Genomic DNA, 22,422 nt, shown 5'->3' with positions numbered 1-22,422 from the left:
ACCTGAACCCTTAATTTTATTAACACTAAACCGTTTTAGCCTATGAAATAAATCCATTACCTCACACTCGCACAAAACAAAAAAGGATCAGCCATGTTGCAGCATGACCGATCCCACGGTTTCCCAAAGTAATTGACGTTACTGCTCATCCGCTTCTCAGTGGATGCAGGGAAAGATTTCGTTGAATAATCTCCTTAACCAACAAATCCGTTCAAAAATATGAAAAAAGTTCGACGAATTGATGACTTACTCTTTACACTCATGCGTATAACAGTCATTCAATGCTTTCTGGCGTGCCTGTTCCTGGGCGTGTCGCTGGCACATGATGGGAGAGGTCAGTCCGCTCTTAGTCAGAAGGTGACGCTTAATGTCGAAAATCAGGACATTAAGAAAATTTTGCATCAGCTTGAAAAACAGACTAATATTAAGTTTGTCTACAGTTCCAAGCTGATTCAATCCGATCGTAAAGCAACTATTAAAGTTCAGAATGGCACTCTCGCACGCGTGCTGGATGAATTACTGACGCCATTGCAACTGAATTACAAAGCTTCCGAGGACCTGATCGTGATCAAGCCCGAAAGCAGCACCAACCAGGAGCCTGTTAAGGCTGAACCTGAGGTGAAAGCAGGACAAGGCACTTCTTTGAGAAACGTTAGCGGAATCGTTAAAGATTCAACCGGGGTCAATCTGCCAGGTGTGAACGTAGTAATCAAAGGAACTACAAAAGGAACCTCTACCGATGCTGGGGGGCGTTATAGTATTGATGTTGAAAATGAGAATGCTATATTGATATTCTCCTATATCGGATACGTGTCACAGGAAATTCCTGCCGGCACACGCAGCACATTGGATGTGATCCTTAAAGAAGAAGCTGCACAGCTGAATGACGTGATCGTTGTAGGTTATGGTACGCAGAAGAAAACCAGCATTACAGGTTCCGTAGCAGCTATTACCAGCGATGACCTCGGTCGTGTGAGAGCTGGTTCTACAGTAAGTTCTGCTTTGGCCGGAAAGATTCCGGGTGTATCGTTTAGAATGGCAGACGGCCGTCCGGGTGGTACAGCCAACATTAATATACGTAACCTGGGTAGACCCTTATTCGTAATTGATGGTGTACAACAGGATCTGGGGCAATTCAACCAGATCGCATCGAATGATATTGAAAGTATTACTGTATTGAAGGATGCTGCTGCTGCGATTTATGGAGTAAGAGCTGCAAACGGAGTTGTGGTTGTATCTACCAAGAAAGGAAAACTGAACGCCAGAAATACGATTAACGCAGATGTCAATTTTGGTTTTCAAAGTTGGACAAGATACTTCGAAGGGCTGAATGATTCTCATGCGTATATGAGTTATCGTGCGGAAGCTGAGATCAACCGGAATGGCTCTACAGCTATCACTCAGTCGGAGCTGGATCGCTATAAAGCCGGAACAGAATATAACTACCGGAGTTTCAACTGGCGCGATTTCGTAATTAAAAGGAATGCACCAATGAACACCTATAACCTCAACTTTACGGGTGGTTCGGATAAGATAACGTATTATGTTTCAGGTACACATTTGTTCCAGAATTCTGTATTGGGAAGAGAATATCAGTTTCAAAGAACCAACGTTCAATCCAATATTACTGCACGTATTGCCAATGGTCTGAAGATCGGAAGCAGTATCAACGGTCGTATAGAAACCAATTCAAATCCGGGTGTACCGGGTGGTGACGACTACGAAGTGGCGTTGTTTTCAACTATCAGAAACACACCTCTGGAAAGACCCTACGCTAACGATAATCCTGATTATCTGAATGATATCAAACATAACGAAACAAACTGGGGTTATCTGAATAAGAATTATGCCGGGAAGTTCAGAAGCGACTGGCGTCAGATTCAGATCAATTTTGATGCAGAATATCAGGTTGCAGCCATTCCCGGACTTTCGGTCTATGGAATTTATTCCTACTACATGGCTGATAAACTGCTTAATAACCATGAATATACGTACGATACGTTTACCTACAATCCTGAAAATGAAACCTATGCAAGAACAGGTGGTAGTATCAATCCATGGAGAGAGCGTGAGCAGGTAAAGGAAATTAAAACCACTGCTCAGGCAAGGCTCAACTACGAGAAGAACTTTGGACAAAATACCATTGCTGTAATTCTTGGTACTGAAAGACTTACAGAAAACAGCCTTCGTAACTGGATACACTCGGTTCCCAGTGCCAATGTACAGCGTCTGATGTATTTCGAAACGTCTGACAGATATGATGATTCCGAAATCAATCGTGCAAGAGCCGGGTATTTTGCCCGTATCAACTATAGCTATGGCAACCGCTATTTCCTTGAATTATCAGGTCGTCGTGATGCTTCCTATTTGTTTGCTCCGGATAAAAGAGTAGGTTATTTCCCTGGAGGATCGGTAGGATGGAGAATTACAGAGGAAAGCTTCATGAAGAAAATAATGCCTTCCAACTCTATTCTTACAGATCTTAAATTCCGCGGATCATATGGTGTACTTGGGGACGACAGAAATCCAAACGATGCGAATCAACCTATTGTAGCTGAATTTGCTTACCTGGAAGGATACCGATATCGTGAAGGAACAGTTATTCTGGATGGGAAACCGGTTTTAGGTTCAAGAGATAAAGGTGTACCCATTACGGGATTGAGCTGGCTGAGAAGCCACATGACCAATATTGGTGCAGATTTTAGTTTGTTTAATGGTCAGTTGACAGGGTCTCTTGAATATTTCCGTCGCAAACGTACCGGTCTTCCTGCTGCACGTACCGACGTATTGTTGCCACAAGAGATTGGTTACACACTTCCTTTGGAAAATCTTAACAGTGATTTACGCTTTGGATACGATTTTGCATTAGGTTATTCCGGACAAAAAGGCGAAGTGAAATACAACGTGTCCGGTAACCTTTCTTTATCCCGTGGCAAAAACCTGCAACAGTACAATCCTCAGTTTTTCAACTCGGTGGATCAGTATTTCAGTTCAGGCATAAATCGTTATCAGGGATATGTCTGGGGTTTTGAACATATCGGACAATTCCAGAGCCAGGAAGAGATTAATAATTATCCTGTCAACATTGATGGCCAGGGTAACCGTACACTTTTACCGGGAGATCTTATCTATAAAGACGTAGATGGTGATGGTAAAATTACCGATTATGATCGTCGTCCTATCGGATATGCCAACGACCTGCCTAATGTAAACATGGGCTTCACACTTGGAATCAATTACAAAAGCTTTGATTTCAACGCTGATTTTTCAGGCGCAACAGGTTATACCGTGTTCATGACCGAGCCTAACCGTGTTCCTTTTGCCTACGACGGAAACCTGAATACGATTTTTGAAGATCGCTGGCATCGCGCAGACATCTATGACAAAAACAGTGCATGGATTCCGGGTAAATATCCGGCGCTCCGCTTCAATGACGGAAACCATAGTAATACGAGCAGACCGTCTACTTTCTGGGCGCATGATGTAACCTATTTCCGCGCACGTACGATCGAACTGGGATATTCGCTGCCTAAGGAACTGATCAGCAAAGTGAAGTTGCAGAAAGCCCGCTTCTATGTCAACGCATATAACCTGTTCTCGATAGACAATATGCGCAAGTATAACATTGATCCGGAAGTGTCAGATGGTCGGGGACGTCAGTATCCGCAGAGTAAAATTTTCAACATCGGGGCTAACCTTTCATTTTAATGTTACGGCTTCTAACTTTCATAAGAATGAAAAAGATACTTCAACTTACCATGCTGCTGGTTTTGGCTGGTGCAGCAGGATGTAACGACGATAAATTTTTAAACAAAGAACCTCTGAGTGACCTCACTACCGACGAGGTATTTTCAAGTAGTCCGCAGGTATTTTCTATCCTTGCCAATTTATACAACCGTCAGGTTGATATTGCTACGGTAAAGAGCTGGATGACCATGGCCGATTTCAGTGAGAGCTTCGTATCGGACAACGGTGCAGATCAGGTTGCTATTCTGAGAAGAACATCCTGGAATTATGATTCATGGAACAGCTGGGATTACGCTTATATCCGTGACATTAATCTTTTCATGGAAAGAGCTGAAAAAGCAACAGTTCTTTCAGAGGCTGACAAAACCAGATTTCTTGCCGAAGCCAGATTTCTAAGAGCGAACTACTATTTCGAGCTGGTAAAAAGAATGGGCGGTGTTCCGCTTATTCTGAAAACGCTGGTTTACGATTACAGTGGAAGTGCTGAATACCTTCAGTTTCCCCGTGCAAAAGAACATGAGGTATATGACTTTGTGATCAGCGAAGCAGAAGCTATCAAGAGTCTTTTGCCGACAGATGCCAACCAAAAAGGACGTGCTACCAAAGCGGCTGCACTGGCTATGGAAGCAAGAGCTGCCCTGTACGCAGCATCTATTGCCAAATATGGTAGTTCAAATACACCTCAGGTTACATTGCCTGGTAACGAAGTAGGAATTCCTGCCAGCATGGCTGCCGGTTATTATGCAAAAGCGCTCACGGCGGCGAAGGAAATCATCAGTGGTAGTGCCGGGGCTTATTCATTGTACAATAAAAAGCCGAACGATCTGCAGGAAAATTTCGCCAGCATATTCTATGATAAGGGAAATAATCCTGAAAGTATATGGGTGGAGGATTTCCAGTTGAAGACTGTGAAGGTACACAACTTTACCATTGCCAATCAGCCACGGTTTGGTGCTGAGGAAGAAGAAGGCGGGCGTATTAATCCTTCTCTGAATCTGGTGCAGGCTTTTGAAAAAATAGATAACACCTTTGCTCCGATTCCTGTAAAAGATGCTTCGGGTAACCCGATTTACTATGATAAACAAATAGATGCGTTTGCCGGTAGAGATGCAAGACTCGGAGGTACGGTAATTTTGCCGGGAAGTTCTTTTAAGCTGAGGCCTGTGGATATATGGGCTGGCTATCAGTTACCAAACGGAAACATTTTGTCGGGCGATGACCGTGGCTCGCAACGCCCTTTGCCGGATGGTACTACGGCTCAGGTAGTAGGTTTCGACGGACCTATTGTGGGTAAAGAACATACAGCCCAGACTGGTTTTTACATCCGCAAGTATCTGGATCCGGCGATTGGATCAGGATCAAGAGGTACGCAAAGCGAACTTCCCTACATCCGTTATCGCTACGCCGAAGTATTGCTGAATGCAGCTGAAGCAGCTTTTGAAACAGGCAATGTAGCAGAAGCGGCAGGATATATGAACCAGGTGAGAGCGCGTGCCGGGCTTGTTACTCCATTGAAAGCCGCCGATATCACTTTTGACAGAATCGTACATGAGCGTCGCGTTGAGCTGGCATTTGAAGGTCATTTGCTTAATGATATGAAACGCTGGCGGTTGGCACATGTGGTTTGGGATGGAGAGCGTTTGACCGAAGCAGAATTGTTGGCCAATATAGGTAAGGCTAATAAGAAGAGCACACAGCCTTATTCATTGCTTCCATACAAGATCTATAATCCGGGACAGCCGAATCACAACAAATGGATTTATAAAGTGGCTATATCCAATCTTGTTACCGGTTCTAACCGATTCAGACTGGGTAATTACTACAGCTTTATTAACGATGATATCCGGAGCCGGAATCCAAAAATAGTAAGACAGCCTAATCAGGATTAACCATTTTAAGAGTAGATATTATGAAAATGAAGATATCATATATCATGATGGCTGTTTTACTGACGGCATCATTCATATCATGTAAAAAGGATAATTACGCTCCGCCACAATCGATGTTCAGCGGAAGGCTGGTTTACAAAGGCGAGCCGATTAATGTAGAAGTGAATCAGGTTCCGTTTCAGTTTTTTCAGTTCGGATTTGGAAAGGTAGGAGCGATAAACAGCACGTTTGATCAGGATGGTAAATTTTCGGCCCTTCTTTTTGATGGTGATTATAAACTGACTGTTCCAGCCAATCAGGGTCCGTTTCTATGGAAAAGAACGGCAAATGGCAGCCAGGATTCAATCGCCGTGAAGATGGCAGGCAGTCAGTCACTTGATGTGGAAATAACGCCTTACTATATGATCCGTAACGCAGTATTTACAGCAGCTGATAACAAAGTTACCGGCACTTTCAATCTGGAAAAAGTAGTTACCGATGTCAATGCGAAGAATATTGAGCGTGCGAATTTGTATATCAACAAGACGCAGTTTGTGTCGGCAGGAGACTACAATATTGCGAGTGCACAGCTTACCGCTGCTCAGATTACAAGCATGACGGGCATCACAATGACTGTGGGAATCCCGGCTATATCGCCAACGCAGAATTACATTTTTGCCAGGGTTGGTCTTAAGCTTGCCGGAGTTGAGGATATGATTTTTTCTCCGGTACAACGAATTAATTTTTAGAATATCAGGAAGATAACCCGGTGGGCATCAATGCCTACGAATAAGAAGTTATTGCTTCTGGCAACAAGTATCTTAATGGGCGACTGCTTCTTTTAAGATTGGGTATACAGCTATCGCCTTTGTGAGGCGATAGCTGATTCAAAACAGCTTAGCGAGAATATCGAATTTTTTAGAGCTATATAATTGATTTAAATGACTGTTTTAATGAGGAAGTACGTCGCCGTATTATTTTTAGGATTACTCGCATTAGGCTGTGCCCACAACCAGATGAGTAATTCGGGTGGAAAAACCGGAAATTCCAAACAGGAGGGGCGAAGAGCCGAAGTCCTGTTTCTGGGTCATAATAGTAAACATCACGATTCCGGGAAATATGCACCCTGGCTCGCGATAAAGCTTTTTAAAAGTGGTATTAATATGACCTATACCACCGATCTGAAAGACATCAACACAGAAAATCTGAGCAAATATGACGTACTGGTCATTTATGCAAATCATGATACACTGTCTGCTTCACAGGAGAGTGCGATGAAGGCATTTGTGGAAGGAGGAAAAGGGTTAATACCTCTGCATTCGGCTGCAGGGTGTTTTAAAAATTCTGACTGGTATATCAAAACAATCGGCGGGCAGTTTGCTTCACACAAGGAAGATACATTTGAAAATGTGATTCTGAAAGCGGATCATCCTGTAATGAAAGGTATTACCAACTTCAAAACATGGGATGAAACCTATGTTCATAAAAATCTGAACCCTGATAAAATTGTATTAGGCGAACGTGTGGAAGGCGATCACCACGAGCCCTACACCTGGGTAAGAAATCAGGGAAAAGGACGGGTATTTTATACTGCTTATGGCCACGAGGACAAAACCTGGACTAACAAAGGTTTTCTTGATTTGGTAAGAAATGGCGTACTATGGGCGATGGGCGATAAAGTGCAGGATCAGATCAAAGCCCTCAATTTGCCTGATGTTGATATTTATGATTCTGATACCATTTCTCAGTATACCAAACGTCATGTTGTTCAGAAAATGCAGGAAGCATTGAGTCCGGCAGAATCCAACAAACTGACACAAGTTGCTAATGATTTTGATATTCAGCTTTTCGCGGCGGAACCGGATATTACCAATCCGATTGCGATGGCATGGGACGAAAGAGGGAGACTTTGGGTAGTGGAATCGGTAGATTATCCTAACACATTTAAAGAAACGGATGGTGCGGCTAACGACAGAATCAAGATTTGTGAAGATACGGATGGCGATGGCAAAGCAGACAAGTTCACTGTGTTTGCCGATAAATTGAATATTCCTACCAGTATGGTATTTTCCAATGGTGGAATTATCGTGTCTATGGCTCCGGACTTTGTTTTCATGAAGGATACAAATGGAGACGATGTGGCTGACGTACGTGAAGTGATCATGACGGGCTGGGGGAAAAACGATACGCATGCGGGACCATCAAATCTTCAATATGGATTTGATAATAAGATCTGGGGAGTGAATGGCTATTCAGGCTTTAGAGGTACTATTGAGGGTAAACCTTACAACTTTGGACAGGGTGTATATCATTTTAAGCCCGACGGAAAAGAATTCGCCTACCTGGGAAGCAGCAGCAACAATACCTGGGGATTAGGTATGACGGAAGACAACAACGTATTCCTTTCTACTGCCAACAACACGCACAGCGCGTACTATTCTATGCCTGCCAAATATCTGCAACGTTCTGTTGGTGATCCGGATCAGCCTTCTATTCAGGCGGTACACAAGATTGACGGCCATTATGATGCACACTCCATGACGCCTAATCTACGTCAGGTGGATGTGGTAGGTGGATTTACCTCGGCAGCGGGACATCATTTTTATACCGCACGTAACTACCCGAAAGAATATTGGAACAGGACAGCTTTCGTAACAGAACCTACTATTCGTTTGATTCATAAAGCAATCATCGAACGCGACGGAGCGGGATATAAGGAAAAAGACGGATGGAATTTTATGGCTAGTTCTGATGAATGGTTTGGTCCGGTGCATGCCGAGGTAGGACCGGATGGTGCTGTATGGGTTGCAGATTGGTATAACTTCATCATTCAGCATAACGTATTCGTACCTGCTCAGTCTCCTTCTGAATTTATTTTGCCATTTAAAGATCAGCCACATGGTCCGGGTAATGCGTTCAGCAGCCCAATGAGGGATTTGGACCACGGCCGTGTATACAGAATTGTGTATAAAAATGGTAAGAAAGCTCCGGCTATGAAGCTGTCAAAAGATGATTTGCCCGGACTGATTACCGCTCTTCAAAACGATAACATGTTCTGGAGAATGACTGCGCAACGCTTGCTGGTTGAATCTAAGAAACTGTCTGTTTTACCTGAACTATACAAAATCATCGGCGATCAGAAAGTGGATGAAATCGGTCTGAACAGTCCGGCTGTACATGCTTTGTGGACTTTACATGGATTGGGTGCACTGGATGGTTCGAATGCTGAAGCGTTACAAGTTGTAGACAAAGCATTGACCCATCCCGCAGCTGGTGTGAGAAAAGCAGCGGCTTCCGTATTGCCTAAAACGGAACAGAGTTTTGGAGGTATTCAAAAGCTGATGAAAGATGCTGACCTGAATACACGTCTTGCTGCTTTCGTAGCGCTGGTTGAACTGCCAGCCTCTGAAAAAATTGGTGAAGCGGTATATCAGGCATCTTTGGATGAGCAAAATGCCAAGGATGCATGGCTTTCAAAAGCGTTGTTCGCAGCAGCAGTTACGCATGAAAAGGGCTTTTTGGCAGCTGCCGAAAAACAATCTTTGAAATCCAAATTCAGCGAGGAAATTGTGGCAGCACTGAATAAAGAAGTGTATGCACTGGGAAGAAGAAATACAATGCAGTTCCCTCCTGATGTTTCAGGAAAAGAAATCACCATTAAAGCAAGTGTGACTAAATCACGTGATCGCGCTTTAAAAGGATTCATCGCCGGACAGGGTGGAAAGGATGGAGGTTATGGTTTGTATATCCAGGATGGTAAAGTGATCATGGCTGTGAAACAACATGGTATGGTGAGCCAGGCTGCAACTTCTACACCTCTTCCTGAGAAATTTGATGTAGTGGCCAATCTCGCAGCCGGTGGTAAAATCACCATTTACATTGATGGTAAGCTTGCCGCAGAAGGAAAAGCGCATATGTTATTTACAACGCCTCTGTCCAATTCATTCAGAACGGGTGAAGACGTGGAAGGTGATGATAAGATTGGTACCTACGAAGGACGTTTCGGTTTCGAAGGAAACTTCCAGAAAGCATCTCTGGAATTGAGCCGTCCGAACAGTAAAGGTGCTTCAACAGCTGCTGCAAATGCCACTAAACCTGTAAGTTCATCGAACAGCAATGCGTTGGTGATTGATCTGCAGGTGGTGCCGGAGTTATTGCAGTATGACAAAAAACTGATTCAGGTGAAAGCTGGCCAAAAGGTGGTAATCAATCTTGAAAACCCTGATGGTATGCAGCACAATTTGTTGATAATCAAACCAGGTTCATTGCAGAAGGTAGGTAAGGCAGCAGATGATATGTTATCGGATCCGAAGGCAGCTGAAAAGCAGTACGTTCCTAAGATCCCTGAGGTTCTGTTTTCGACCAAACTTGTCAGTACAGGCGAAACGGCTACTTTGGAAATAACAATTCCTTCAACACCGGGAGACTATCCATTTGTATGCACCTTCCCGGGGCACTGGAGAGGTATGAACGGAATATTGCGTGTAACAAAATAGACTAAACCTGACCCTTAACTCTTTTAAATTCTTAACTACTTTAACTTCTATTTTAAATGATCAGATTGATTTTAAAAGCTTGTCTGTTTTTGACGCTGTTAGCGGTTGCTGCTGAAACCAGAGCGGACGGTCCGGGACAAAAGAAAGCGATACGGGTATTGCTCGTCGGAGGAGGTGAGTCTCACGATTTCGACAGATGGTACAAACAGGAAGATGTAGCAACATTACAGGAAGGCGGGTTTGCTACCGTTGAGTATACAAGCGATCCTTCCACGATCCTGTCGCACTTGCCTAATATTGATGTGCTTTATCTGGCTAATAATCAGCCCATCAAAGATGAGGCTACGCGTAAGGCTATTTTCGCCTTTGCTGATGCAGGTAAAGGGCTTGTTTTAGCACATCCTGCGCTTTGGTACAACTGGAAAGACTGGCCTGAATACAACCAGAAACTGGTGGGTGGCGGCTCAAAAGGACATAATAAATACGGTCCTTTTGATGTAACGGTAACCAATAAAAAACATCCTGTTATGAAGGGTGTTCCGGCTACTTTCAATTTGAAAGATGAGTTGTATTATCTCAAAACGGATGCGTCAGGCTCTCCGGTTGAGGTATTGGCGACAGCAAAAGCAAAAGAATCAGACGATGTATTCCCAAGTGTTACGATCGTGAAATATCCAAAAGCACGCATTGTAGGTATTGCGCTGGGGCATGATGCAGAATCGCACACCATTCAACCTTACAAAACACTGCTGAGAAATGCCGTGAAATGGGCAGCTGGGAAGTAAATTAAGAATTAAGAATTAAGAATTAAGACCGGGCCGCCGCTGCGGTTAAGACCGGGCCGCCGTTGCGGTTAAGATCGGCTCCGCCGTCGAAGTCAAAATCCCAATAGCCCTGAAAGGGCGCAATCCCTGAGCCGTGGGCATCGCCCGCGGAACATGTTCGGGATTCGAAATTGATAAAAATATTATTATCCAATAAAAACAAAAAACATGAGTCAGAAGCAAATTACAGTCGTTATCGTAGGTATGGGTTTCGGGAAAGAATTCATCTCTATTTATCAAAGCCATCCGAATATCAAAGCAGTGGGTATTTGTACCCGCAACAAACAAACCCGTGATGAGCTGACTGCGAAATTCAATCTGGACCCGAATCTGGTATTTGAGAATTTTGATGATGTTCCAAAAAGAGATGATGTGGATGCGATTCACATTGTAACGCCTGTTCCTCAACACGCTCAAATGACCCTGGCTTCTCTTAATGCTGGTAAACATACAGCCTGTACCATTCCAATGGCGATGACCAAGGAAGATTGTATCGCTATCGTTGATGCAAAACGCAGAGCGAACAAAGTATATATGATGATGGAAACCGCACTATACACACGCGAGTTTTTGTATGGACTTGATCTGGCTAAGACCGGACAATTGGGTGATATTCAGTTTGTGCGTGGTTCTCACATTCAGGATATGAGCATGGACGGATGGGATGAGTACTGGAAAGGATATCCGCCAATGTTGAACGGAACGCACGCCATTTCTCCTCTTTTGAAAATTAACAATACGATTGCAGAAACTGTAGTTTGCCATGGTTCCGGACGTCTTTCGGAAGATCTGGCAAGCCGTTACGGATCTCCGTTTGCAGTTGAAACCGCTACATTCACTTTGAAAGACTCAAACGTAGTGGCAGAAGCAACACGTTCTTTGTTTGATGTGGTACGTCAGTATCGTGAGAGTTATGATGTGTACGGAACCAAAATGTCGTTCGAATGGGAACAGCTTCAGGATGAAGATCACGTGATTTTTGATGGAGGTGAAAATGCAAAACGCATTTCTATTCCAGATACAGATGATTTGCTGATTGAACCGATCAAACATTTTACAAGAAGAGAAAAAATTGATGACCCGAATCACGTTTCCTTCCTTCAGGGAGCAGGGCATGGAGGTTCTCACCCACACCTTGTACAGGAATTTGTCGCTGCTATTATAGAAGGAAGAGATTCAGCTGTGGATGCGGCTCTTGCCGCGAATTATACATGCGCAGGTATCTGCGCGCACGAGTCGGCTATGAACGGCGGTATTCGTGTACAGATACCAAGCTTTGAAGCGTAATCTTATCTGTTAGCTATCAGCCTGAAAGACTCATATATCTCTGCCACGGGCATTGCCCGTGGCAATATTCCGAATTTAAAAACATCAAAAATGTTATTTGGAGCAAGCACATTCATTTGGGTATCCCCGTTTTCAAGTGCTAATGTCGATTTATTGACCAAGGTAAAAAACATGGCCTACGACATTATCGAAATAGCCGTTGAAGACACCAGCATTATCGACTGGAAACTGATTAAGGATATTGCCCGCGACCTCGACTTAAAAATTACAATAAGTGGCGCATTTGGTACAGAAAGAGATATTTCTAGTACGGAGCCAGCTTACAGGGAATTGGGAAAACAATACATCATTGACTGTATCAAAATTGCTCAGGACGTAGGCAGTCCTATTTTTGGCGGACCGGTTTACTCGGCAGTAGGTAAAACACGTCTCGTTTCGGAAGAGCAGAAAAAACAGGAGAGAGAATGGTGTGTAAACACCTTGATAGAGATAGGGGAAATCGCTGCTGATCATGGCGTTGTAGTAGGTTTGGAGCCACTCAACAGATTTGAAACGGATATGGTGAATACAGTTAATCAGGCACTTTCTATCGTACATGAAGTGGCAAGCCCGAACCTCAAAATTGTGCTGGATACCTTCCATTCCAATATTGAAGAAAAAGACATTCCTGCTTCGATACGTAAGATCGGGAAAGATTTGCTTTGCCACGTGCAGGGCAATGAAAGTGACCGTGGTACTCCGGGCACCGGACATTTGGAATGGGAGGGAATCAGCAAAGCTTTGAAGGAAATCGGCTACAAGGGAGCGGTGGTGATCGAAACATTTGGTCAGCCTTCTAAAGAACTCGCAAGAGCAGCATGTATATGGCGACCACTAGCTAACAGTGCCGACGAACTCGCAAGTGAAGGACTTGCTTTTTACAAGCAGGCCTTTGGGCAATAGTACATTCTGCTACAAAACTCAGGTAAAATGTTTTATCTGGTGAGCCGCATGGGGGCGAACCACAACCACACCATCTATGCGAATTCTAATCTTTTTGGTTTTATTCTTCGGGGTATACGACAGCATGGCGCAAATCCCCGTTGACACCAAAGGCTTTGACAAAAAGTCGGGTGTACAGGTTTCACAAAAAGGAAATGCACTGAATATTGAATGGCCTGCCGGAAACTCAGAAACCGGGAGAATCATATTGGATCTCCGTGAAGCAGAATCCCTGTTTCAGGCACTACAGATCGGCATGGAGGGGAAATATAAAACCATTGCAAAACAGCTGGATCCGGCGGTTATTCTCACAATAGGTAAGCGCGATCTCGTATCTCAAAATGGATGGAATATCTTCTTCGATAAAACAGCCTATCAGAAATACACAAGTTATCCCGTGAAATTAGTGAAATCTGGTGTAAAGGTGATCACATCAGGCGCTCAAACAGAAATTATAGTTTCAGGTGCTACGGCGGGGCCTTTTTCCGGAGCCTATCATGTCACGCTGTATAATGGAAGTCCCCTGATGAATGTAGCTGCAGTGATGAATACCAAAGTAGATTCACTGGCTGTTATTTATGATGCGGCAATGGTAGGAAAGGATGTACCATGGAAAAAAATTTTCTGGTCGGATACTGAGAATTTTATCAGGAGTACAAATGCTGTAAAAACGGATACGGTTGAAATGATGGCCGTAAAATACCGCACCATTATAGGAGAAGGTGAACAGGGTAGCCTGGCGCTATTTCCGGCTCCACACCAGTATTTCTATCCTCTCGACAATTGCTACAACCTGGAACATGTTTGGTATGGAGAAAATTACCGCACACTTATTACCGGATTCGGAATTGGTATCCGGCACGATTTGCTCGGCGACAGGCGCTGGGTTCCCTGGTTCAATGCACCTCCGGGTACAGAGCAGCGGTACAACTTCTTTTGTCTGTTGAGCGGAGAAAAGGACGGCAAGGTGTTGGAGAAAGTGAAAGCATTTACGCATAATGATACCTATGCGCCGTTGCCAGGTTATTACACGATGTCGAGCCATTTTCATCAGGAACATTCAGATGATGTTTTGACTAGAAAACCAATGGCGGAAATGCCTGGTTTCGTAAAAGCATTTCGTAATACGGGAGTCAACATAGTTCATCTCGGAGAGTTTCACGGGCCGGGTAGTCCACGCGGACCGGAAGCTAAAAGATGGCCTGAACTGAAAACTATGTTTAGTGAATGCGAGCGGCTATCGGGTGGGAATTTCCTTCTGCTGCCCGGTGAGGAGCCCAATAATTTTTTTGGAGGACACTGGATGAATATTTTCCCTAAGCCGGTGTACTGGCTCATGTCCAGGGAGAAAGACCAACCGTTTGTAGAGAACCATCCGGAATATGGAAAACTATACCGGATCGGAAACAAGGAAGATATGCTCAAACTGCTTGAAATCGAAAAAGGTCTGGCATGGACAGCACACGCACGTACGAAAGGTTCAACCGGATATCCTGACAAGTACAAAGAAGAAACATTTTACAAGTCGGACAGATTCCTGGGTGCTGCCTGGAAAGCGATGCCGGCAGACTTATCTCAACCCAAATTGGGCAAACGCGTACTTGATCTGATGGACGATATGGCCAATTGGGGACAGAAAAAGCATGTGATTGCAGAAGCAGATCTGTTCCGTATTGAGCCAAACTACGAGCTTTATGGTCACCTGAATGTTAACTATCTGCAACTGGATGAGCTTCCACGTTTTCAGGATGGATGGCAGCCGGTTTTAGATGTGATGGAAAAAGGTAAATTCTTTGTCTCGACAGGAGAAGTGCTTTTGCCATCTTTCAAAGTAAATGGAGTAGGATCAGGAGAAACTACAAAAGTGGATAAAGCAGGGAATGTTACGATCCATCTGGATGCGAGCTGGACTTTTCCTTTAAATCGTGCAGAAATTATCTCGGGCGATGGAAATGAAGTTTTTCATGACGTAATCAACCTGAACAATACGCAGGCTTTCGGACAGAAGTCATTCAGTTTTACCAAAAGTATGAAGAACAGAAAATGGCTGAGACTGGAAGTTTGGGATGTGGCAGCGAATGGCGCCTTTACACAAATCGTTTGGCTCGAATAGCAATCTTTGGATAGAATTGAGACGGCTGTGTCTTATAGAGGAGAAATATCAGACTAACTATTTTAAACCTTAATCGATGAAATTATTAAAACTAACGATGGGCGCGTTACTGATTGGGTTAACCTTTCAGAACTGTGCGAAAAAAGAAGAAAAGAAAGAAGAAGCCACTGCAAGCAGTCGTGAAATATGGACAAAGGAGCAGGCCAAAGAATGGTACGGGAAGCAGGGATGGCTTGTAGGTGCCGACTTCCTTCCAAGCACTGCTATCAACCAGCTTGAAATGTTTCAGGAAGCCTCTTTTGATACAGCAACAATTAACAGAGAGTTGGGTTGGGCAGCAGGCATTGGTATGAATACAATGCGTGTATATCTGCACGACTTGCTGTACGAGCAGGATTCGGCAGGTTTCTTCAAAAGACTGGATGTATTTTTGGATATAGCAGATAAGCACAAAATCAAACCGATGCTGGTATTGTTCGATTCGTGCTGGGATCCATTCCCTAAACTGGGCAAACAGCGCGATCCGAAGCCAGGCGTTCACAATTCAGGTTGGGTGCAAAGCCCCGGTTTGGAAGCATTGAAAGATAGTACTCAATATCCACGTTTGGCAAGGTATGTAAATGGTACCGTTGCGAAGTTTGCTAACGATGACCGTGTACTTGCATGGGATATCTGGAATGAGCCGGATAATCCGAATACGAGTTCGTATGGTAAAGTAGAGCTTCCTGACAAAGTGGATTACGTATTGCCATTGATGAAAGACGCGTTTACCTGGGCTCGTGCAGCGAATCCGTCGCAGCCACTTACGGCTGGGGTTTGGGCTGGCGACTGGGCTACTCCTCAGAGTTTAAAACCTATTGAGACAGCAAGTATAGAAGAGTCGGACGTGGTGAGTTTCCATAACTACGACAAGCCTGAAGATTTCGAAAGGCGTATCAAGCAATTGCAGCAGTACGATCGTCCGTTGATCTGTACAGAATATATGTCACGTGGAAACGGCAGTTTCTTCGAAGGGTTCCTTCCTATTGCTAAGAAATACAACGTGGGTGCGATTAACTGGGGATTGGTTGACGGTAAATCTCAGACGATTTATCCTTGGGACAGCTGGAAGAAAACGTACACCAAAGAGCCTGATCTCTGGTTCCACGATATCTTCCGTAAAGACGGAACACCGTATCGTCAGGCAGAAGTAGATTTAATTAAAAGTCTGACGGCTGCGAAGTAGTTTTTGAAGGTATTTAGCCACGGATGCACGAATGTTCACTAATTTTTATCTGTGATAATCTGTGTATCCGTGGCTAATTTTTTATAATCCCTGCTGCGTTAGTAAAAGATCTTCAAGGGTCTCCCGGCGACGAACAAGACGGGCTTCGCCGTTGTCTACCAATACTTCTGCTGGCCGGAAACGTGCGTTGTAATTCGAACTCATTGTAAAACCGTAGGCTCCTGCATTAAGAAACGCAAGAATATCGCCCTGTCTTACTTCCGGTAGGTGACGATCTGAGGCGAACGTATCTGTCTCACAAATATATCCTACCACGTTATAAGGTTTCTCTTCACCGGTTGGATTGGAAGTATTCAGGATGTGATGGTACGAACCATACATCATCGGGCGGATCAGGTGATTCAAACCTGAATCCACATGCACGAAGTTGCGTGCCGGATCTTCTTTCACAACGGTAGTTGTCACAAGCAGATTTCCCGATTCACTCACCAGGAACTTGCCCGGCTCAAACCACAATTGCAACTCACGGCCATATTCAGAACAGAATTTTTTGAAACGTGCAGTGATTTTATTTCCGAGTAATTCCATATCGGTGATGGCATCGCCAGGCATATAGGAAACCTTAAAGCCACCGCCCAAATCCACGATTTCAAGATCAGGGAAATGTTTGGCAGTTTCAAAAAGTATATCGGCTACTTTCAGGAAAGGCTCTGCGTCTTTGATATCTGAACCCGTATGCTGATGCAAACCGATGATTTTGATATCATATTTCTTAACAATTTCCAGAATCTGATCCAGTAGAAGCACTGAAATGCCAAACTTGGAATCAGCATGGGCCGTCATAATTTTGGCATGTCCCCCAGCCGCAACATTAGGTTTGATACGGATCAGGCAGGGTTTTGTATTTCCGAATGTTTGTCCGAACCATTCCAATAAGGGTAAACTGTCGACATTGACGATCGCACCCGCTTCTACCGCTTCTTTTACTTCATAAAAAGGGACACCGCTTGGGGTAAAAGTAATCTGATTTGCCTGGTATCCTGCCAGCTTACCCATTTCAAGCTCACCCGGGGAAACAACATCCAGCTCCACACCGATTTCACGCATCAGGCGAAGAACGGCAAGGTTGGTATTGGATTTACATGCAAATTTAATTTTCATATTTACACCAGAGAAAGCCTTCTGCAGGGCAGCAGCTTTACGGCGTATGGTTTGTCCGTCATAAACATATAATGGACTTCCGAATTGTTCAACGAGTTGGGCAGGAGCTATGCCTTGTATGGTGTACTGGTTTTGGTCAGACAGTTGCATGGATGCACTTATAGAATTTTAAAAGATATTTTATTGCACACAATATTTGTCGAGGTAAACAGCCATTTCCTGCTGAATACTCTTTGCTTCATTTTGTGCTTTTTGGGCGAAATCTGTTCCGTTGCTTGCGTAGATAATACTTCTGGAAGCGTTGATCAGTAATCCGCAATGACTGTTCATACCAAAGCGTGATACTTCTTCGAGGTTTCCTCCCTGCGCACCTACGCCGGGAACAAGTAAGAAATGATCCGGGATAATGGTCCGGATATGAGCAATATCCCTGGCCTGAGTAGCACCTACAACGTACATCATACGGTCGGCACCCGCCCATTCCTGAGATTTTGCAAGCACTTGTTCATAAAGAGGTTTTCCGTCTATTTCCAATCTCTGAAAATCCGCCCCGCCTGAATTGGAAGTGAGAGCCAGCAGGATCACCCATTTATTTTCAAACTCAAGAAACGGCAGTACGGAGTCACTTCCCATATAAGGAGCAACTGTAACGGCATCGAAGTTGAGGCCTGATGACGACGGATCGAAAAATGTTCTTGCATACAAACCTGAGGTATTACCTATATCTCCGCGTTTGGCATCCGCAATAGTGAAATGAGAATCCGGAATATATTCCATCGTTTTCTGAAGACTTTCCCATCCTTTTCCACCCATGGCCTCGTAAAAAGCAATGTTGGGCTTGTACGAAACGCAATAGTCTACCGTGGCATCAATAATCTGCTTGTTGAATGCAAATACCGGATCCGGTTCGCTCAGAAGGTGTGAAGGGATTTTACGTATGTCAGTATCCAGACCAACACAGAGGTAAGATTTCTTCGAGGAAATATGATCAAAAAGATTCTTATACGTCATGATTTTCGAAATGTTGCGCCGAAATTACAACCAATGACAATAGATTCATAAATTTGCAGACAGATATCAGTAATTAACATCATAACAATCAGCAATTCACAACACCTATGCAGATCAGAGAAACATCCATCAAGGGTTTAGTAGAATTAACACCACGCGTTTTCAGAGATGATCGTGGCTTTTTCTTTGAATCCTATAATGAGGGAGTATTCAAAGAGCTTGGCTTACCTACCAACTTCGTTCAGGATAATCAGTCATTCTCTGTAAAAGGGGTTGTACGCGGGCTGCATTTTCAAAATGCTCCGTTTGCACAAGGTAAATTAGTCAGAGTTATATCGGGCCGTGTATTGGATATTGCTGTGGATATCCGCCCGGAATCACCTACGTTCGGCAAGCACGAAGTGTTTGAATTGAGAAGTGATACCAACAATATGGCTTATATACCAGAAGGGTTTGCACACGGTTTTGTGGCGTTGGAAGATTCGGTTTTTAGCTACAAATGTACCAATGTATATAACAAAGAATCAGAATCAGGCCTACTTTGGAATGATCCTGAACTGGGTATATACTGGGGCGTGGCGGATCCTATCGTGTCGGAAAAAGATGTGATTCTTCCTACTTTAAAAGAACTTTTCGGAGAGATCAGGAAATAAACAATCAACAAAGTTGATTGGGAACGGGAGGTTTGATAGTGATAGCTGTTGAACCTCCCGTTTTACTTTTCAAATAATTCTTCCAAAGCTTTTGAAGCGATTTTTCGTGCTGAGTGAGGATTCTGTCCAGTAATGAGGCGTTCGTCCAGCTCTATAAATTCCATAAAAGGGATCATCGATTTGGTGTAGTGCGCTCCGTTTTCTTTTAGTTTGTCTTCCAGGGAAAAAGGTACTTCACTCACAAAAGCCTGGAGCGTTTCTTCCACATTGGAAAGACCTGTGAGGTATTTGTCATTGATCAGTAACGATCCATCAGACAATTTGATATTTAACAAACCACAAACTCCATAACTAACAGCGCTTACAATGCCATTATTCTCATAAATGGTGCGGGCCATTTTTTCTAATGCCGGATTGGACGTGAGATCCCACATAGCTCCGTGGCCTCCCGAAAAATAGATAAGTCGGTAATCTTCTGCATGAACCTGTTCAGGGGCAAGAGAGTTCGTGATTTTTTGCTGAAATGTCTCATCGTCCCAATATTGCTGATTCACTTCATCTTTCAGGTCCAGGCTACGTTCGTCAATCGGGATGTGTCCTCCCTGTGGGCTCACGATATCAATAAGAACCCGACGTCTAATCATGACATCATAAAAATGCGTCAGTTCACTCAGCCATGAGCCGGTTTTACCGGATTTTGAAGGATAGGTATCGTGGTTGGTACAAACGATGAGTACTTTCATGATATTTGTGCAGGATGATATGGCATGAAAGATACCATAAAATCAGTGCAAATTCCAGTCAGCAGAAACTGAACTTACTTCAGACCGAGAGTAGCTGATTTTTATAAGCGAAGGCAACAGCTGCAGCGGTGGTTTTGGTGCCCGTTTTCTCAAGTACACGCAGGCGGTGTCCTTCTACGGTGCGCACACTGATAAAAAGCTTCTCGCTGATCTCGGTTGTGGACAAGCCATCACAAATCAGTTGCAACACTTCTTTTTCCCGTGCGGATAATGCTACATTGGCAGCATTCGGAAAAAAGGGATGTTTATTGGGTTGACGGTTTACCATTTTTCGATGCATTGCCTTTGATACAAAGTCGTTGTAATAAAAACCCTCATCAGCTACACGTCGTATGGCTTTTTCAACTTCATCGGGACTGGTGTCTTTCAGCAGGTAGCCCTGTACGCCTTTTTCAAGCATATGGATCACAAACCGATCTTCATTGTACATAGATACCACAATGATCTTGACATTTGGATAGCGTTCAAAAGTAGCTTCTGTAGCCTGGATTCCGTCCATAACAGGCATTTGGAGATCCATGAAAACGATATCGGGAGTGTTAGCAGCCATTTTGTCCAGAAGCTCCTGTCCGTTGGCTGCCTCCAGCATGAACTCAAAGTCGGGTATACCACTAAGCATGGATATAAATCCCTTCCGGAAAAGTTCGTGGTCGTCGGCGATAGCTAATTTTAACATTGGCTTGGTTGGTTTAGATAATCACTTTTTCACGACGAAAGGGATGCAGCGGTCCGGGTTTATTTTCCGGGATCTCGCTTATAATCGGCACCAGAGCTAACGCGCACGAACCGCCGTTTCCATTTTTACTGTACTGTACGGTACCATTTACGATAGCAAGCCGGCTTTCGATTCCCAACAGTCCTAAACCAGCCAAATGTCCATCTTTGATAGCTTCCGGATCAAATCCGATTCCATTATCCGTGACACGTAGACCTATAAACTTGTCATTCATTTCCAGGCTTATGTCAATTTCGGAACAATTTGCATGCTTAATAGCATTGTTGACCAGTTCCTGCATAATACGATAAATAGTCAGCTCTATTTTTTGTCCCTGGCGGGGAAGTTCTTCGGTACCGGCATTGAGTGTTATTGAGAGGGTATTTACCTGCTCCAGTTTATGAATAAATTCATCTATAGCCTCCGCCAGCCCGAACCTTTCCAGCGTTGTGGGGACGAGATCGCGTGTGATACGCCTCACATGAAGAATGGTTTCTTCCACGAGAGATTGCGTTTTCTTCATAATCTGTTCCTCTTTCTCACTATTCTCACCGATCACCTTGGAAAGTTGGTTGAGACTCAGTTTTGTCAGAGAAAGCATGGTCCCGATGTCATCATGAAGATCCTGAGCGATTCTTCTGCGTTCTGTTTCTTCGGAATTGAGCGCGGTATCAAGCAGGAGCCTGCTGTAATTTTTCTCTATCTCATTTAGCTTTTTTTCTTCGGCAAAGCGGCGTTTCTGATAATAGAGGACAAATGATATAACAAAGAAGGCCATCATGAGCATGGCAAATGTCCCTACGAATAAGGTCCATATCATTTGTTCAGTTTCTTGCATAATGACGTGCTGAAAATACTAAAATTCCCATGCTAAACAGCAGTACACTCACTATGTCGAAAATGTAAGGTATGCGATCCAGTAATCCAATTTTCATGATAGAGTCCCATTGAGCAGCATAGTGCAGGGCCGGAGCTACGAACACCATACTCGAGTAATAAAGTAATAAGCCTGCACAAACCCAAAAAAATGGAAAAGTCAGCAGGTTAGGTATTTTCAGAGATCTGATTAATTCATAAAAGTACAGAAGAACTAATAAAATCATCAGGATTGACTCTGCCGTAGCCGAATATTGTACCAGTCGGTGAAGATGCAAGTTGCTTAGATTTTCGTTGCATTGCCAGATATCCCAGAGTGTGAAAATACTGAAAATTACTGAAACCGGTAGTATAAAACGACGTATCGCCTCGCGTTCGAACTTAGAGTAAAACATCCCACTCAACAAAACATACCGGATCACGATTGTTGCATTGAATAATGCCAGGTTATTCGCTCTCGTGGCTGCCAAATGAAACATGGCAAGATCAATGATTAACTTCGAAATCAGAAAAAATAAAAGCAACCGGAAGGATGGGTCAATGTATGCCTTTCGGTAGATGATTAAAATCAGTGGTAATAATGTTATTACCACTGAAGTCCCGGCAAGTATATCGTAGTTGAAGTAGTATAAGTATTTGTCAATCATTTAGTTTGTTGGTTC

The 22,422-nt window shown here is 43.8% G+C and carries 16 protein-coding genes; 10 read left to right on the top strand and 6 right to left on the bottom strand.

The features are described 5' to 3' along the window. Window positions 1-219: 219 nt before the first annotated feature. The 9 genes from DSL64_RS12740 (at window position 220) to DSL64_RS12700 (ending at window position 16,541) form a co-directional block, all read left to right on the top strand. Window positions 220-3,708 carry a TonB-dependent receptor gene (locus tag DSL64_RS12740; protein ID WP_229217065.1) on the top strand — a complete coding sequence of 1,163 codons (3,489 nt, stop codon included), beginning with the start codon at window positions 220-222 and terminating at the stop codon, window positions 3,706-3,708. A gap of 26 nt (window positions 3,709-3,734) precedes the next feature. Then, window positions 3,735-5,636, top strand: a complete 1,902-nt coding sequence (locus DSL64_RS12735; RefSeq protein ID WP_115831280.1) for a RagB/SusD family nutrient uptake outer membrane protein — start codon at window positions 3,735-3,737, stop codon at window positions 5,634-5,636. 26 nt (window positions 5,637-5,662) lie between these two features. Further along, the gene (locus tag DSL64_RS12730) at window positions 5,663-6,364 is read left to right on the top strand and encodes a DUF3823 domain-containing protein (RefSeq protein ID WP_199539386.1); all 702 of its coding nucleotides are present in this window, start codon (window positions 5,663-5,665) and stop codon (window positions 6,362-6,364) included. 204 nt (window positions 6,365-6,568) lie between these two features. Further along, the gene (locus DSL64_RS12725) at window positions 6,569-10,111 is read left to right on the top strand and encodes a PVC-type heme-binding CxxCH protein (protein WP_115831278.1); all 3,543 of its coding nucleotides are present in this window, start codon (window positions 6,569-6,571) and stop codon (window positions 10,109-10,111) included. Window positions 10,112-10,167: 56 nt separating this feature from the next. After that, window positions 10,168-10,896: a ThuA domain-containing protein gene (locus tag DSL64_RS12720; RefSeq protein ID WP_115831277.1), complete on the top strand. Its 729-nt coding sequence runs from the start codon at window positions 10,168-10,170 to the stop codon at window positions 10,894-10,896. Window positions 10,897-11,103: 207 nt separating this feature from the next. Next, window positions 11,104-12,222 carry a Gfo/Idh/MocA family protein gene (locus DSL64_RS12715; RefSeq protein ID WP_115831276.1) on the top strand — a complete coding sequence of 373 codons (1,119 nt, stop codon included), beginning with the start codon at window positions 11,104-11,106 and terminating at the stop codon, window positions 12,220-12,222. Between the two features lie 90 nt (window positions 12,223-12,312). Next, on the top strand, window positions 12,313-13,164 hold the full coding sequence (locus DSL64_RS12710) for a sugar phosphate isomerase/epimerase family protein (RefSeq protein ID WP_115831275.1): 852 nt from the start codon (window positions 12,313-12,315) through the stop codon (window positions 13,162-13,164). A gap of 76 nt (window positions 13,165-13,240) precedes the next feature. Then, entirely contained in the window at window positions 13,241-15,316 is a 2,076-nt protein-coding gene (locus DSL64_RS12705) for a CehA/McbA family metallohydrolase domain-containing protein (protein WP_115831274.1), read from the top strand. A gap of 76 nt (window positions 15,317-15,392) precedes the next feature. Then, window positions 15,393-16,541: a cellulase family glycosylhydrolase gene (locus DSL64_RS12700; protein ID WP_115831273.1), complete on the top strand. Its 1,149-nt coding sequence runs from the start codon at window positions 15,393-15,395 to the stop codon at window positions 16,539-16,541. A gap of 81 nt (window positions 16,542-16,622) precedes the next feature. Here DSL64_RS12700 and lysA read toward each other — a convergent pair whose 3' ends face one another. Beyond that, window positions 16,623-17,852 carry a diaminopimelate decarboxylase gene (lysA, locus tag DSL64_RS12695; RefSeq protein ID WP_115831272.1) on the bottom strand — a complete coding sequence of 410 codons (1,230 nt, stop codon included), beginning with the start codon at window positions 17,850-17,852 and terminating at the stop codon, window positions 16,623-16,625. 30 nt (window positions 17,853-17,882) lie between these two features. After that, window positions 17,883-18,713 carry an orotidine-5'-phosphate decarboxylase gene (gene pyrF, locus DSL64_RS12690; protein WP_115831271.1) on the bottom strand — a complete coding sequence of 277 codons (831 nt, stop codon included), beginning with the start codon at window positions 18,711-18,713 and terminating at the stop codon, window positions 17,883-17,885. A gap of 107 nt (window positions 18,714-18,820) precedes the next feature. Here pyrF and rfbC point away from each other — a divergent pair, with 107 nt between their 5' ends. Beyond that, complete coding sequence (gene rfbC, locus DSL64_RS12685; RefSeq protein WP_115831270.1) at window positions 18,821-19,366, top strand: dTDP-4-dehydrorhamnose 3,5-epimerase; 546 nt, start codon at window positions 18,821-18,823, stop codon at window positions 19,364-19,366. 62 nt (window positions 19,367-19,428) lie between these two features. On the opposite strand, the gene DSL64_RS12680 is transcribed toward rfbC, so the two are convergent. The 4 genes from DSL64_RS12680 to DSL64_RS12665 form a co-directional block, all read right to left on the bottom strand. Beyond that, the gene (locus DSL64_RS12680; protein ID WP_115831269.1) at window positions 19,429-20,109 is read right to left on the bottom strand and encodes a type 1 glutamine amidotransferase domain-containing protein; all 681 of its coding nucleotides are present in this window, start codon (window positions 20,107-20,109) and stop codon (window positions 19,429-19,431) included. A 79-nt stretch (window positions 20,110-20,188) separates the two neighbouring features. Further along, window positions 20,189-20,845 (bottom strand): response regulator transcription factor, encoded by a 657-nt coding sequence (locus DSL64_RS12675; protein ID WP_115831268.1) that lies wholly within the window; start codon window positions 20,843-20,845, stop codon window positions 20,189-20,191. Window positions 20,846-20,858: 13 nt separating this feature from the next. After that, window positions 20,859-21,722, bottom strand: coding sequence for a sensor histidine kinase (locus tag DSL64_RS12670; protein ID WP_115831267.1), 864 nt, complete (start codon window positions 21,720-21,722; stop codon window positions 20,859-20,861). Continuing rightward, window positions 21,709-22,407, bottom strand: coding sequence for a hypothetical protein (locus DSL64_RS12665; protein WP_115831266.1), 699 nt, complete (start codon window positions 22,405-22,407; stop codon window positions 21,709-21,711). The genes DSL64_RS12670 and DSL64_RS12665 overlap by 14 nt, the downstream gene beginning before the upstream one ends. Window positions 22,408-22,422: the final 15 nt, after the last annotated feature.

It is taken from the genome of Dyadobacter luteus (assembly GCF_003383615.1).
In the GTDB taxonomy this organism is placed as follows: Bacteria; Bacteroidota; Bacteroidia; order Cytophagales; family Spirosomataceae; genus Dyadobacter; species Dyadobacter luteus.
The sequence above is the reverse complement of the archived record's forward strand: the minus strand, read 5'-3'. Positions and strand labels throughout refer to the sequence as shown.

Coding starts and splice junctions, on each gene's coding strand:
- DSL64_RS12740 (WP_229217065.1), top strand. CDS start 220: ATGAAAAAAGTTCGACGAATTGATGACTTACTCTTTACACTCATGCGT.
- DSL64_RS12735 (WP_115831280.1), top strand. CDS start 3,735: ATGAAAAAGATACTTCAACTTACCATGCTGCTGGTTTTGGCTGGTGCA.
- DSL64_RS12730 (WP_199539386.1), top strand. CDS start 5,663: ATGAAGATATCATATATCATGATGGCTGTTTTACTGACGGCATCATTC.
- DSL64_RS12725 (WP_115831278.1), top strand. CDS start 6,569: ATGAGGAAGTACGTCGCCGTATTATTTTTAGGATTACTCGCATTAGGC.
- DSL64_RS12720 (WP_115831277.1), top strand. CDS start 10,168: ATGATCAGATTGATTTTAAAAGCTTGTCTGTTTTTGACGCTGTTAGCG.
- DSL64_RS12715 (WP_115831276.1), top strand. CDS start 11,104: ATGAGTCAGAAGCAAATTACAGTCGTTATCGTAGGTATGGGTTTCGGG.
- DSL64_RS12710 (WP_115831275.1), top strand. CDS start 12,313: ATGTTATTTGGAGCAAGCACATTCATTTGGGTATCCCCGTTTTCAAGT.
- DSL64_RS12705 (WP_115831274.1), top strand. CDS start 13,241: ATGCGAATTCTAATCTTTTTGGTTTTATTCTTCGGGGTATACGACAGC.
- DSL64_RS12700 (WP_115831273.1), top strand. CDS start 15,393: ATGAAATTATTAAAACTAACGATGGGCGCGTTACTGATTGGGTTAACC.
- lysA (WP_115831272.1), bottom strand. CDS start 17,852: ATGCAACTGTCTGACCAAAACCAGTACACCATACAAGGCATAGCTCCT.
- pyrF (WP_115831271.1), bottom strand. CDS start 18,713: ATGACGTATAAGAATCTTTTTGATCATATTTCCTCGAAGAAATCTTAC.
- rfbC (WP_115831270.1), top strand. CDS start 18,821: ATGCAGATCAGAGAAACATCCATCAAGGGTTTAGTAGAATTAACACCA.
- DSL64_RS12680 (WP_115831269.1), bottom strand. CDS start 20,109: ATGAAAGTACTCATCGTTTGTACCAACCACGATACCTATCCTTCAAAA.
- DSL64_RS12675 (WP_115831268.1), bottom strand. CDS start 20,845: ATGTTAAAATTAGCTATCGCCGACGACCACGAACTTTTCCGGAAGGGA.
- DSL64_RS12670 (WP_115831267.1), bottom strand. CDS start 21,722: ATGCAAGAAACTGAACAAATGATATGGACCTTATTCGTAGGGACATTT.
- DSL64_RS12665 (WP_115831266.1), bottom strand. CDS start 22,407: ATGATTGACAAATACTTATACTACTTCAACTACGATATACTTGCCGGG.